Genomic DNA, 12,894 nt, shown 5'->3' on the forward strand with positions numbered 1-12,894 from the left:
CATGGTGTACCGACGGACCGCTGCGGTCCAGGAGCGGCTCGATGCCGCCCGATCTCGAATCGTCACCGCTGCACTGTCTCTCGTGGCCGAGCGGGGGTACGCCGCATGTTCGATGGCCGACGTGGCCGCCCGCGCCGGCATCGGTGTGGGCACCGTCTACCGCTACTTCCCCGGCAAGGGCGAACTGTTCGCCGAGGTCTTCCGCGACGCCTGCAGCCGCGAGGTGGCCGCCGCGACAGCGGCGGGTGTGCGCGCCGCCGCGACCGGCACCCACACCGACAGCCTGCTCGCCTCGGTCCGCACCTTCTGCGATCGCGCCTGTCGCGCACCGACTCTCGCGTACGCGCTGCTGGCCGAGCCCATCGACGCCCTCGTCGACACCGAGCGTCTCGCCTTCCGGCAGTCGTTCGCGGACGCGTTCGCCGCCGCCATCCGTGCCGCCGTCGAGGCCGGTGAGCTCCCGAACCAGGACGCGCCCCTGACGGCGGCCTGCATCGTCGGCGCCATCGGCGAGGCACTGGTCGTCCCACTCGCCCGCGGCGAGGCCGACGCTCGCGTTCTCGCCGCACTCGAGACCTTCACACTCCGCGCCCTCGGCGCCCCGACCGACAGGAGAGCGTCATGACCCCCACGCACACCGTCACCAATCAGGTTCCGCCGCTCATCGGCCACGACGTCGCCGACCACCCGGTCGTCCTGGAGGCCCTGCACCGCGAGGGCGCCGACGACGCGCTCGACGAGCTGCACCGGCTCGGTCGGCTGGCCGGGAGCGAGCAGGCGCAGCGCTGGGGCGATCTCGCCGAGGAGCATCCGCCCGTCCTGCACACGCACGACCGCTACGGGAACCGCATCGACGAGGTGGTCTACGACCCGGCGTACCACGAATTGATGAGCACGGCAGTCGAATTCGGCATGCACGGGGCGCCGTGGCGCGACCCGTCACCGCACGCACATCTGATCCGTGCCGCGAAGTTCAGCGTCTGGGGCGCGGTGGACGCGGGGCACGGGTGCCCGATCTCCATGACGTACGCCGTCGTTCCCGCACTCCGAGCGAACGCGGAACTGTCCGCGCTGTACGAACCGCTGCTCACCTCGTCGACGTACGACCCCTCGTACCGTCCTCCCGCGACCAAGACGGGTCTGATCGCGGGCATGTCCATGACCGAGAAGCAAGGGGGTTCCGACGTCCGGGCGAACCGCACGACGGCCGTGCCGCAGCCGGACGGCTCGTACCGGATCACCGGCCACAAGTGGTTCACGTCGGCGCCGATGTCGGACGTCCTGCTGGTCCTCGCGCAGGCGCCCGGCGGCCTGTCGTGCTTCTTCCTGCCCCGCGTTCTCCCGGACGGCACCCGCAACGCCATGGCGATCCAGCGCCTGAAGGACAAGCTGGGCAACCATTCCAACGCCTCGAGCGAGGTGGAGTACGACGACGCGACCGCCTGGCTCGTCGGCGACGAGGGTCGCGGCGTGCGGACCATCATCGAGATGGTCAACATGACGAGGCTCGACTGCACCCTGGGGTCGGCCACGGGAATGCGGGCGGGCACCGCTCAGGCCGTGCATCATGCGGTGCACCGGCAGGCGTTCGGGAAGAACCTCGTCGACCAGCCACTCATGCGGAACGTCCTGGCCGATCTCGCGATCGAGTCCGAGGCGTCGACGACCGTCGCCCTGTGGCTCGCCGCGCTCACCGATCAGGCAGCTGCGGGCGACGAGCGTGCCGCCGCACTGCGGCGCATCAGCCTCTCCGTCAGCAAGTACCTGGTGTGCAAGCGCGGCCCGGCGCATGCGGCGGAGGCCCTGGAATGCCTGGGCGGCAACGGGTATGCGGAGGAGTCGAGGATGCCGCGGCTCTACCGGGAGGCTCCACTTCTGTCGGTGTGGGAGGGTTCGGGCAACGTCGCGGCGCTCGACACCCTGCGCGCCGTGGCACGACAGCCGGAGTCGCTCGCCGTGTTCTTCGACGAGCTCGACGGCTGCCGCGGAGCCGATGCGGCGCTCGACGCCGCGGTGCGGTCGCTGAAGGACTCCTTCACCGACATCGCCACCCTCGAACAGCGGGCACGCCGCGTCGTCGGCGAGATGGCACTGGCACTGCAGGGCTCGCTGCTCGTGCGGCACGGCCACCCCGCGGTCGCCGACGCGTTCACGACGAGCCGACTCGGCGGCGACTGGGGCAGCGTGTACGGCACCCTGCCGACCGGGGTGGACACGGCCGCCATCATCGAGCGATCGACGCCGAAGGTTCCGGCGTGACCGACGAACCCGCCCCGTGGCGGGAGGGGTGGGACGAGGGAGCCGACTCCCCCTTCACCGGCCGGACTCCACAGCAGGACTCCCCGACGTTCCGGACGCTCACCTACGAGGTCGACGGGCGGGTCGCCCGGATCACCTTCGATCGACCGGAGCACGGCAACGCCATCACCGCGGACACCCCCGTCGAACTGGCGGCGGCCGTCGAGCGGGCGGATCTCGATCCGCGAGTACACGTCATGCTGCTGTCCGGTCGCGGCAAGGGGTTCTGCGGCGGCTACGACCTGTCGATCTACGCCGAGAATCTCGATCGGGGCGACAGCGGGGCCGTGGACACGACGGGGACGGTTCTCGACCCCGTCGTCCAGGCCCGCAACCACGATCCGTCGGGCCAGTGGGACCCGATGATCGACTACGCGATGATGAGCCGATTCAACCGCGGATTCGCCAGCCTGCTGCATGCGAACAAGCCGGTGGTGGCCAAGCTGCACGGTTTCGCCGTGGCCGGCGGAACCGACATCGCTCTGTACGCCGACCAGATCATCTGTGCGGACGACACGCGGATCGGCTACCCGCCGACCCGCGTCTGGGGCGTTCCCGCCGCCGGGATGTGGGCACACCGCCTCGGCGACCAGCGCGCCAAACGACTGCTCCTGACCGGTGACTGTCTCACCGGGGCGCAGGCGGCGGAGTGGGGTCTCGCCGTCGAATCGGTGCCCGCGGATCAGCTCGACGCCCGCACCGAGGAACTGGTCGCACGGATCGCGCGCATGCCGATCAACCAGCTGATGATGGTCAAGCTGGCGCTCAACAGCGCGTTGATCAGCTCCGGCGTGCACACCTCCACGATGATCAGCACGGTCTTCGACGGCGTCGCCCGGCACACCCGGGAGGGCTTCGCGTTCCAGACGCGCGCTGCCACCGTCGGATTCCGGCAGGCCGTCCAGGAACGCGACGAACCGTTCGGTGACGCGAAGCGGAGGTGACGTGAGAACGGGGGGGAACAGGCCCCGCGATAAATCGGTTGGCTCCGAGTACGGCTCGATGAGACAGTCGAGCGGTACGTGAGGAGTCGTGTGTGTCCACCGGAGTGCTCGATCGCGGAACGAGACGTGCGGTCGAGGCGTCCTCCGCGACGGTGACCTCGTCGCTCCGCCGCTTCGCCCCGTTCCTGGCGCCGTATCGCTGGTACTTCGTCGGGTCCATCGTGGTCTCGCTGATCGCCACGCTCACCGGCCTGGTGATCCCGCTCGTCATCCAGAGCATCATCGACGGCCCGATCACCCGCGGCGACGTCGCCGGCGTGTGGTGGCCTGCGGCGCTGGTGTTGCTGCTGGGAACGATCGATGCCGCCGGCATCTGGATCCGTCGCTACCTGGTGTCGGGGCCGTCGAGTCAGTTCGAGATCACGGCCCGCGCGCACGTGTTCGCGAAGCTGCAGCACGTGTCGGTGGCCGCGCACGACAGTTGGGAATCGGGCCAACTGCTCTCCCGCGCCATCTCCGACCTCTCCGCGCTGCGCCGCTTCGTCGCCTTCATCGGACCGTTCATCATCATCAACGCGGTGACCCTCGTCGTGGGTCTCGGTGTCCTGCTCTCCCGCGCATGGCAGTTCGGCGTCATCATGCTCGTCGTGGCGATTCCGCTGGTGTGGGCGTGCGTCCGGTTCGAGGAGCTCTATCGCGTCGTCGCACGCGACGCCCAGGACCAGGCCGGCGACGTCACCACCACCGTCGAGGAGTCCATCCACGGCATCCGGGTGCTCAAGGCGTTCGGCCGCAGCGCCCACCTGGGACGCCGCTTCCTCGCGCGGGCCGCGACGCTCCGCACGACCGAGCTCACCAAGGTCCGATACCTGGCGATCCTGTGGACCGTCATCGTCGGACTGCCACCGGTGGCCGTCGGCGGCATGCTCGCCTACGGGACGTACGCCATCGTGACGGGGACCCTGACGGCCGGAACTCTGGTGGCGACCATGGCCATCGTCGCTTTCCTGCTGTGGCCCATCGAGTCCTTCGGTTTCCTGCTCGCCGAGCTGAACAACGCGCGGACGGCGGCGGATCGGTACTGGGAGATCATGGACACCCCGGACACCATCGTGGATCCGGTCTCCCCCGTTCCCCTGCCCGACCCGGTGCGGGGGCACATCCGCGTCGACCACGTCTCCTTCGCATTCCCGGACGCATCCGACCACCTCCTGCACGACGTCACGTTCGAGGTGAGTCCGGGCGAGACGGTGGCTCTCGTCGGCAACACCGGAACGGGGAAGTCCGTCCTGACGACGCTGATCCCTCGGCTGTTCGACGTCGACGGTGGCGCCATCACTCTCGACGGTGTCGACGTCCGGTCGATGCGGCTGGCGGATCTGCGCTCGGTGGTCTCGGTCGCCTTCGAGGAGCCGGTGCTGTTCTCGGCCAGTGTGCGCGAGAACGTCGCGCTGGGCCGTCCCGACGCGACGGACGAGGACGTCGCGGAGGCACTCGAGATCGCGCACGCGACGGACTTCGTCGAGAAGCTCCCGTGGGGCCTCGACACCCGGATCGGCGAGCAGGGACTGAGCCTGTCCGGAGGTCAGCGCCAGCGTCTGGCGCTGGCGCGGGCGGTGCTCGGCCGGCCCCGCGTGCTGGTGCTGGACGATCCGCTCTCCGCGCTCGACGTGGACACCGAGGCGAAGGTCCAGCGCCGGCTGCGCACCGTGCTCGCGCACTCCACGACCGTGCTGGTGGCGCACCGCCCCTCGACGGCCGCGCTCGCGGATCGCGTCGTGCACCTCGGCCACGGCACGGTGATGGAGACCGGGACGCACGAGCACCTGCTCGCCACCTCGGCGGCGTACCGCGACGTGATGGGCTCGATGTCCGGACCGGAGCGAGACCGTGGCTGACACCGACTGGCGAGGCGTCGGCGGTGAGGACACCGACGTGGACCGGGCCGGCAACCTCGTCCTGGCCGGTCGCTCACGTCGACTGCTCTTCTCGCTGCTGCGCCCGCACCGCCGCCGCACGGTCCTCGCGATGGCGATCATCTTCCTGGACAACCTGGCGTTCGTCGCCGGACCGCTGTTCATCGCCCACGCCCTCGACACCGGCGTCGCCGCTGCCGTCGACGGACGATGGGCGCCGCTGGTGTGGACCGTGGCGGGATACGTCGTGGTCGGGTTCCTCGGCGCCGCCACGACGTACGCGTTCCTCATGGTCTCGGGGCGCCTGAGCCAGGACATCCTGTTCGATCTGCGCGAGCGGGTGTTCCGCCACACGCAGGCACTGTCGCTGTCCTTCCACGAGAAGTACACGTCCGGCAAGGTCATCTCGCGACTGACGAGCGACGTCGAATCGCTGCAGACGCTCCTCGAGAGCGCGCTCAACGATGCGTTGACCGCGATCCTGTCGATGGTCTCGATCGCCGTCATCCTGTTCTGGCTCGACGTGCCGCTTGCCCTCGTCGTGCTCGCGGGTTTCGTTCCGCTGCTGCTGATCACACGCTGGTCGCAGCGCCGTCAACGCCGTGCCTACCGACGCACCCGGGTGTCCATCGCGCGCGTCGTGGTGCACTTCGTCGAGTCGATGGTCGGCATCCGCGCCGTCCAGGTGTTCCGCCGCGAGCGCCGCAACGACGCGATCCTGCTCGCGGAGGACACCGAGTACCGGGACGCCACCACCACTGCGCTGCGCGGAATGGCGAGCTACACCGGCATCGTGCGCTGGATCGGCAACGCCACCCTCGCCGTCATCGTGGTCGTGGGCAGCATGCGGGTCATCGGCGGTGCCCTCGACATCGGCGTGCTCGCCGCCTACGTGCTGTACCTCCGCCGCTTCTACGGGCCGCTCGACGAACTCGCGCAGGTGTTCAACGCGTACCAGTCGGCCGCGGCGGCGCTCGAGAAGATCTCGGGCGTGCTCGAGGAGGAACCGACGGTGGCGCCTCCCACCACCCCGGTGCCGATCGGAATCGCAGCCGGCGACGTGGAGTTCGACCGGGTCTCGTTCGGCTACGCCGCGGACGCGCTGGTGCTGCAGCCCTTCTCGCTGCACGTGCCGGCCGGACAGGTGGTCGCCATGGTCGGCGCCACCGGTGCCGGCAAGTCGACGGTGGCCAAGCTCCTCGCGCGGTTCTACGACCCCACGGACGGCCGGATCCGTCTCGACGGCATCGATCTCCGCGACCTGGCCGACGACGACCTGCGTCGCAACGTCGTCATGGTGACGCAGGAATCGTTCCTGTTCTCCGGATCGATCGCGGACAACATCCGCCTCGGCCGACCGTCCGCGACCGACGACGAGGTGCGGGCGGCCGCCGACGCCGTGGGCCTCACCCCGTTCCTGGCCGCACTGCCGCGAGGCATCGACACCGACGTGCGCAAGCGCGGTGGACGTCTGTCCTCCGGACAGCGACAGCTGGTGGCCTTCGCGCGGGTGTTCCTCGCCGCACCGTCGGTGATCGTGCTCGACGAGGCCACGTCCAGCCTCGACATCCCCGGCGAGCGCCTGGTCCAGCGCGCCCTCGAGACGATCCTGCACGGTCGGACCGCACTGATCATCGCGCACCGCCTGTCGACGGTCGCGATCGCGGACCGCGTTCTCGTCATGGCCGACGGACGGATCGTCGAGGACGGCACCCCGGAGGCCCTCGTCGCCGGCGACGGCAGGTTCGCGCACCTGAACACGGCGTGGCAGGAGAGCCTGGTCTGACGCGGGACGGTGGTCTCAGGCCACCGTTTCGTCCGGCTCGGTGACGTCGTCGATCTCGGCCGGTGTCGCGTCCGCCATGAGTTCGGTGAGGACGTCGAGCACCCGCGGATCCGACAGCAGCGCGAGGTGCCCGGTGCCGACGAGCGTGTGCAACTCCGCCATCGGCCCCCGTGCGCTGCGCAGCGTCACCAGTCCGTCTCCCACGGCGTCGGCCCACCAGGCCGTGTCGTCGGCGGCCAGGGTGGCGGCGACCGCGACGTGCCGGATCCCGGGGGCGAGCGCCACGTCCGTGGCCAGTCTCAGGTCGTCCACGCCGCGGCTGCGGACGTCGAGCAGGTCCGCCCACACCGCCGTCTGCCGCACCTTCCGCAGAGCACGGGAGAGGTGGTACACGCCCGTCGCGAGCGGTGCGCCCTCGTGCGGGGTGCCCAGGTAGCAGGCCGTGCGCACCAGCGGCAGCCAGGTCGCCCTGCTCGCCTCGACCGCACAGGCACGCCGCACCACGAGCCCGCCCATCGAGTGCCCGACGAGGTCGATCCGCTCGACGGGGACGGGCCAGACCGCGATCAGCTCGTCGAGGAGGCCGGCCAGTGCCGCCCCGTTGTCCTCGATCCCGGCGCCCGTGTTGTACCGCAGACAGACCGCGCTGATGCCGTGCGCGGCCAGCGCCTCGCCGTAACTGCCCCGCCCGTCGTGGCGGTAGTACCAGGCCTGCTCGGTCTCCCCCAGCCCGTGCACGAGCACGGCGACGTGACCCGTGGCCTTCGGATACGCGGTGGTCAGCATCGCGGTGTCGTTCCCGACGATGCGGCGCTCGTGATGCGGCCCGAGTTCCACCGTCAGGTCGTTGCCCTCGGCGGCGAGCCGGTCGCCCAGCAGCCCGTTGACGGCGCCGACCACGACCGATCCCGCCGCGGTGGACGTGATCGCGTGGGACACGCGGTCCTCGGGCAACAGCCGGGACACCGCGGTGACGGCCTCGGCGGCCGCCACACCGCCCCCGCGCACAGCCTCGTAGACCAGGTCGGCGATGCCCTCGTTCAGGATGCGCACGGGTGCCGCGGAACGGCCCAGCACCCCGAACACCACATCGTTGATCGCGCGGTGGGTCCCCTGGACAGGGCGGCTGAGGATGTCGATGGCCGTGGCCACGACGTCGGCAGCGCCCGCTACTTCGTTCCGATCGCGATTCGAGTGCACACGTGTACTCTAACCGTCACGCCACCTTGACGACGAGCTTGCCGAAGTTCTTGCCCTCGAGCAGCCCGAAGAACGCGTCGGGAGCGTTCTCGAGACCCTCGACCACGTCCTCCCGGTAGCGGAACGACCCGTTGTCGATCCACTCGGCGACCTCGCGCAGGAAGTCCTTGTAGAGCTCCGGGACGAATTCGCTCTGGATGAAGCCGCGGATTGTCAGGCTCTTCGTCAGCACGCGCGTGAAGAAGCCGGGCAGCCGATCCGGACCCTCCGGTGCCTGCGTGTCGTTGTACTGCGCGATGAGACCGCACACCGGCACGCGTGCGTAGAGGTTGAGCCGCGGGAGCACCGCCTTCGCGACGGCGCCGCCCACGTTCTCGAAGTAGACGTCGATGCCGTCCGGAGTCGCGGCCTTCAACTGATCCTCGAAGTCCGGGGCGCGGTGATCGACGGCGGCGTCGAAGCCGAGCTCGTCGATCAGGTACGCGCACTTCTCGGGACCGCCGGCGATGCCGACGGCGCGCGCACCCTTGATCTTCGCGAACTGGCCGACGGCCGAGCCGACGGGCCCACTGGCCGCCGCGACCACGACGGTCTCCCCCGCCTTCGGCTGCCCGATCTTCGTCATGCCGGAGTACGCGGTGAAGCCCGGCATCCCCAGCACGCCCAGCGCGGTGGACACGGGCGCCTTCTCCGGATCCAGCACTCGCACGGACGACGCATCGACCACCGCGTGCGACTGCCACCCCGTGTAGCCGAGCACCACGGCGCCGACCGACACGGCGTCGCTTCGAGACTCGATCACCTCGGAGACCGTGGCGCCCACCATCGTGTCGCCCACCTCGACGGGCTCCGCGTACGACTCGGCGTCGCTCATCCGGCCGCGCATGTACGGGTCCAGCGACAGGTACAGGGTCTTCAGCGAGACCTGACCGTCACCGACCTCGGGGAGATCGACCGTCTCGGTCCGGAAGTTCTCGGCAGTGGGTGCGCCGGTGGGACGAGAGGCCAGGACGATGCGAGTGGAGGAGGTCATGTCTCCCGACGCTACTCCAACAGGTTCTTGCGGACCTTGCCCATCCCGTTCCGCGGCAACGAGTCCACCACGCGTACCTCACGCGGCCGCTTGTGCACCGAGAGCTGTTGTGCCACAGAGTCTACGACTGCTCTCGGCTCCACCTCGTCACCCACGACGAACGCCACGATGCGCTGGCCGAGATCGTCGTCGGGCAGTCCCACGACCGCCACCTCACGCACTCCGGGAACACCGAGGATCGCCGTCTCCACCTCGCCCGCGCCGACGCGGTACCCACCGGTCTTGATCAGGTCCGTCGACTCCCGGCCGACGATCCGATGAAAGCCCGCCGGGTCGATCGCCGCGACGTCTCCCGTCCGGAACCACCCGTCGTCCGTCCAGCAGGCCGCGGTGGCCTCCGGCTTGTTCAGGTAACCGTCGAAGAACCGGCCGCGCACCTCCAACGAACCGATGGACTCCCCGTCGCGTGGGACCTCCGACCCGTCCTCACCGCGCAGCCGAGTCTCGATGCCGCGCACCGGAACTCCGACCCAACCGGGTCGTCGCTCACCGTCGGCGCGCGTACTCAACGTGATGAGGGTCTCGCTCATGCCGTAGCGCTCGATCGGCTCGAGACCCGTGAGAGCGGCGATCTTCTCGAACACCGGCACCGGCAGCGGGGCACTGCCCGAGATCAACAACCGAGCGTGCGACAGCGCCGCGGCGGACTCCGGGTCGGCCGCCACTCGCGACCACACGGTGGGAACCCCGAAGTACATCGTTCCCCGCGCCGCGGCGTACCGCTCCGCGGAGGGCTTGACGGTGTGGATCACTCGACTGCCGAGTCGCAGCGGACCCAGGACTCCCAGCACGAGCCCGTGCACGTGATAGAGCGGGAGTCCGTGCACCAGAGTGTCGTTCGCCGTCCACCCCCACGCCTCGGCGAGCGCGTCGATGCCGGCGGCGAGCGCACCGCGGCTGAGGATCACGCCCTTCGGAGGGCCCGTGGTTCCCGAGGTGTAGAGCACGAGACCGGTCGCGTCGTCCGACGGCTCCGCGTAGCTGTGCCAGGACCGTGCGTGCATGCGGACCGGGACGACGGGCAGACCGCCGTCGTGCTCGGGGGCGACACCCAGCCACCCGCGGGCACCGGAATCCGCGAGGATGTGCTCGATCTCGGTGGGCCCCGAGTCCGGGGGCACCGGCACCACGGCCACTCCGGCGATGAGCGCACCGACCACGGCGACGACGGTGCGGGCGGTCGGCTCCGCGAGGACGGCCACCCGGTCGACGCCCATGATGCGCTCGGCCACCGACGTGGCGGCCCCGAGCAGATCGCTTCGAGAGAGGACGACGTCACCGACGGTGACCGCGTCGTCGACGTCGCCGCCGTGGGTGATCGCGTACGAGTTCAGTGACCGGAGCAGCACACCGAGCAGTCTCTCACGACGCCCGCAGCTGCTCCGTGACCTCGACGCACGTGCAGCCCCCGGCGACCGCGGAACAGTCGACGACGAGGGTGTGCCGGACGGCGTGCAGCAGAACACAGGCGTCGTCGGTGCACTCGACCGCACCGTGCGAGTGGACGACGAGCGTGCCGTGACAGTGGTCGAGAGCGCCGAGACACTCGACGCATCCCGTCAGCGAATCCTTCATGACTCCATCTGTACCACCGGCCCCCGACACGTCCTCGACCTCGCGGCGGCGCGTCGTCAGAAGAAGACGGTGAGAACGGTCGCGATGGACGCGGTGCCGATCATGGCGATCACCAGGACGGCCGCGACCATCTTCACACCGGACCGGGACGAGACAGGAGCGTCCGACCACTCGTCGAACGCCTCGACGTCGACGCCCTCCTGCGCGAAGTAGTGCACCTCGCCGGGCGGCTCCCACTCCTCGCCGCTGGCACGCACCCGGGACTCGAGCACCGCGAGCCGCTCGCGCACGCGAGGCGGATAGGCCCGCGACGGCGCGTTGATGGGCAGCCGACGCGCGAGCACCAACGGCGTCGGACACGCGGCGACGAACGAGTCGAGCGCGTGCCGCACCAGCGGGTCGGCGTCGTCTCGATCGGTGAGGAACCAGGCCGCACCGGCACCGGCCGGGTCGTCCATCGCCAGGCACGCGTAGCCGAGGAGGTCGAGCGCGGGTTGCGAGGCGGCGTCCTGATCCAGGAGCGCGGTCAGGCGCTTGCGCGCACTCCACGGTTCCCCGCGGGCCAGATCCTCCTGCGCGCGGTCGAGCGCTCCCACGGCGGGGCCTCAGACCGTGAGACGGGCGACGGCGGCGGCGATGCGCTCGTCGGTCGCCGTCAGCGCGATGCGGACGTGGGTGCCGCCGTCGGGACCGTAGAACTCCCCCGGAGCGACGAGGATGCCGCGTTCGGCGAACCAGCGCACGGTGTCTCGACACGGTTCACCGCGCGTGGCCCACAGGTACAGGCCGGCCTCGGAGTGATCGATGGTGAATCCGGCCGCCACCACGGCGGCGGCGAGGGCGGTCCGACGATCCCGGTAGCGCTCGCGCTGCACGTTCTCGTGGTCGTCGTCGCTCAGCGCCGCGGTCATGGCCGCCTGCACCGGAAGAGGGACCATCATGCCCGCGTGCTTGCGGACCGCCAGCAGTTCCGCGACCAGGGCGGGATCGCCGGCCACGAAGCCTGCGCGGTAGCTCGCGAGGTTCGACGTCTTGGACAGCGAGTGCACGGCCAGCAGGCCGGTGGTGTCCCCGCCGCACACCTCGTCGTCGAGGATCGAGACGGCGCGTCCCTCCCAGGTCAGTCCGAGGTAGCACTCGTCCGACACGATGATCGTGCCGCGCTCGCGGGCCCACTCGACCACCTTGCGCAGATGAGCGACACCGAGCACCCGGCCGCTGGGATTGGACGGCGAGTTGACGAACATGAGGGACGCGCGTTCGGGACCGAGGCGCGACACCCCGTCCGCGCGCAGTGTGCGGCATCCCGCGAGCAGGGCCCCGACCTCGTAGGTGGGGTACGCCAGTTCCGGGATGACGACGAGATCGTCCGGTCCGAGCGCGAGCAGGGTCGGCAACCAGGCGATGACTTCCTTGGTTCCGATCACCGGCAGGATCGAGCGTTCGTCCAACCCACCGACGCCGTAGCGACGTGCGAGCGCACTGACGGCGGCCGCCCGCAGCTCGGGTGTGCCCACTGTCGTGGGGTACCCGGGCTGCGCGGAGGCCGCCGCGAGAGCGTCACGGACGACGTCGGCGACCGGGTCCACCGGCGTACCGACGGACAGGTTCACGATGCCGTGTGGATGCGACCGCGCCAGCGCGGTGACGTCGGCCAGCGTGTCCCACGGGAACTCGGGCAACAGGCTCGCCACGGATCGACGAACAGCGGGCGACCGACGCGAGACGACGGGTGCGTCCGTCACGCTCAGTTCTCACCCATGGGGGGCAGAGCCTTGATGAACGGCGGGTCGTAGTCGGTCTTGCCGACCTTGGCCGCGCCACCGGGTGAGCCCAGTTCGTCGAAGAAGTCGACGTTGGCGCTGACGTAGGCGGACCACTGCTCGGGGACGTCGTCCTCGTAGAAGATCGCCTCGACGGGGCACACCGGCTCGCAGGCACCGCAGTCCACGCACTCGTCGGGCTGGATGTAGAGCATGCGTCCACCCTCGTAGATGCAGTCGACAGGGCATTCCTCGATGCATGCCTTGTCGAGGACATCGACGCACGGTTCAGCAATCGTGTACGGCACTGAGGTTCTCC

The 12,894-nt window shown here is 70.1% G+C and carries 12 protein-coding genes; 5 read left to right on the plus strand and 7 right to left on the minus strand.

The window, feature by feature from the left end; all coding sequences use genetic code 11:
• The first annotated feature begins 1 nt into the window (after window position 1).
• The 5 genes from BR07_RS0101110 to BR07_RS0101130 all read left to right on the plus strand — a co-directional run bounded on the left by BR07_RS0101110 (window position 2) and on the right by BR07_RS0101130 (window position 6,944).
• Entirely contained in the window at window positions 2-625 is a 624-nt protein-coding gene (locus BR07_RS0101110) for a TetR/AcrR family transcriptional regulator (protein WP_027503869.1), read from the plus strand.
• Window positions 622-2,259: an acyl-CoA dehydrogenase family protein gene (locus tag BR07_RS0101115; protein WP_027503870.1), complete on the plus strand. Its 1,638-nt coding sequence runs from the start codon at window positions 622-624 to the stop codon at window positions 2,257-2,259. Before BR07_RS0101110 ends, BR07_RS0101115 begins: the two co-directional genes overlap by 4 nt.
• A complete protein-coding gene (locus BR07_RS0101120) occupies window positions 2,256-3,242 on the plus strand; it encodes a crotonase/enoyl-CoA hydratase family protein (RefSeq protein WP_027503871.1) in 987 nt (328 codons plus the stop codon). Before BR07_RS0101115 ends, BR07_RS0101120 begins: the two co-directional genes overlap by 4 nt.
• A gap of 92 nt (window positions 3,243-3,334) precedes the next feature.
• The gene (locus BR07_RS0101125) at window positions 3,335-5,140 is read left to right on the plus strand and encodes an ABC transporter ATP-binding protein (RefSeq protein ID WP_027503872.1); all 1,806 of its coding nucleotides are present in this window, start codon (window positions 3,335-3,337) and stop codon (window positions 5,138-5,140) included.
• Window positions 5,133-6,944 (plus strand): ABC transporter ATP-binding protein, encoded by a 1,812-nt coding sequence (locus tag BR07_RS0101130; protein WP_027503873.1) that lies wholly within the window; start codon window positions 5,133-5,135, stop codon window positions 6,942-6,944. Before BR07_RS0101125 ends, BR07_RS0101130 begins: the two co-directional genes overlap by 8 nt.
• A 15-nt stretch (window positions 6,945-6,959) precedes the next feature.
• On the opposite strand, the gene BR07_RS22760 is transcribed toward BR07_RS0101130, so the two are convergent.
• Genes BR07_RS22760 through fdxA form a run of 7 tightly spaced genes read right to left on the minus strand, consistent with a single transcriptional unit; the run spans window position 6,960 to window position 12,883 of the window.
• Entirely contained in the window at window positions 6,960-8,144 is a 1,185-nt protein-coding gene (locus BR07_RS22760; RefSeq protein WP_051612926.1) for a lipase family alpha/beta hydrolase, read from the minus strand.
• A gap of 16 nt (window positions 8,145-8,160) precedes the next feature.
• On the minus strand, window positions 8,161-9,177 hold the full coding sequence (locus tag BR07_RS0101140; protein WP_027503874.1) for an NADP-dependent oxidoreductase: 1,017 nt from the start codon (window positions 9,175-9,177) through the stop codon (window positions 8,161-8,163).
• An 11-nt stretch (window positions 9,178-9,188) separates the two neighbouring features.
• Window positions 9,189-10,586 carry an acyl-CoA synthetase gene (locus tag BR07_RS0101145; protein ID WP_027503875.1) on the minus strand — a complete coding sequence of 466 codons (1,398 nt, stop codon included), beginning with the start codon at window positions 10,584-10,586 and terminating at the stop codon, window positions 9,189-9,191.
• 13 nt (window positions 10,587-10,599) lie between these two features.
• The gene (locus BR07_RS0101150) at window positions 10,600-10,812 is read right to left on the minus strand and encodes a hypothetical protein (RefSeq protein ID WP_037183849.1); all 213 of its coding nucleotides are present in this window, start codon (window positions 10,810-10,812) and stop codon (window positions 10,600-10,602) included.
• A 56-nt stretch (window positions 10,813-10,868) separates the two neighbouring features.
• A complete protein-coding gene (locus tag BR07_RS0101155) occupies window positions 10,869-11,408 on the minus strand; it encodes a DUF6584 family protein (protein ID WP_027503877.1) in 540 nt (179 codons plus the stop codon).
• Between the two features lie 9 nt (window positions 11,409-11,417).
• On the minus strand, window positions 11,418-12,506 hold the full coding sequence (gene dapC / locus BR07_RS0101160) for a succinyldiaminopimelate transaminase (protein ID WP_027503878.1): 1,089 nt from the start codon (window positions 12,504-12,506) through the stop codon (window positions 11,418-11,420).
• 53 nt (window positions 12,507-12,559) lie between these two features.
• Window positions 12,560-12,883, minus strand: a complete 324-nt coding sequence (fdxA, locus tag BR07_RS0101165) for a ferredoxin (RefSeq protein ID WP_027503879.1) — start codon at window positions 12,881-12,883, stop codon at window positions 12,560-12,562.
• Window positions 12,884-12,894: the final 11 nt, after the last annotated feature.

Source organism: Rhodococcus sp. UNC23MFCrub1.1 (assembly GCF_000686025.1).
Classification (GTDB): Bacteria; Actinomycetota; Actinomycetes; order Mycobacteriales; family Mycobacteriaceae; genus Rhodococcoides.

Coding starts and splice junctions, on each gene's coding strand:
- BR07_RS0101110 (WP_027503869.1), top strand. CDS start 2: ATGGTGTACCGACGGACCGCTGCGGTCCAGGAGCGGCTCGATGCCGCC.
- BR07_RS0101115 (WP_027503870.1), top strand. CDS start 622: ATGACCCCCACGCACACCGTCACCAATCAGGTTCCGCCGCTCATCGGC.
- BR07_RS0101140 (WP_027503874.1), bottom strand. CDS start 9,177: ATGACCTCCTCCACTCGCATCGTCCTGGCCTCTCGTCCCACCGGCGCA.
- BR07_RS0101150 (WP_037183849.1), bottom strand. CDS start 10,812: ATGAAGGATTCGCTGACGGGATGCGTCGAGTGTCTCGGCGCTCTCGAC.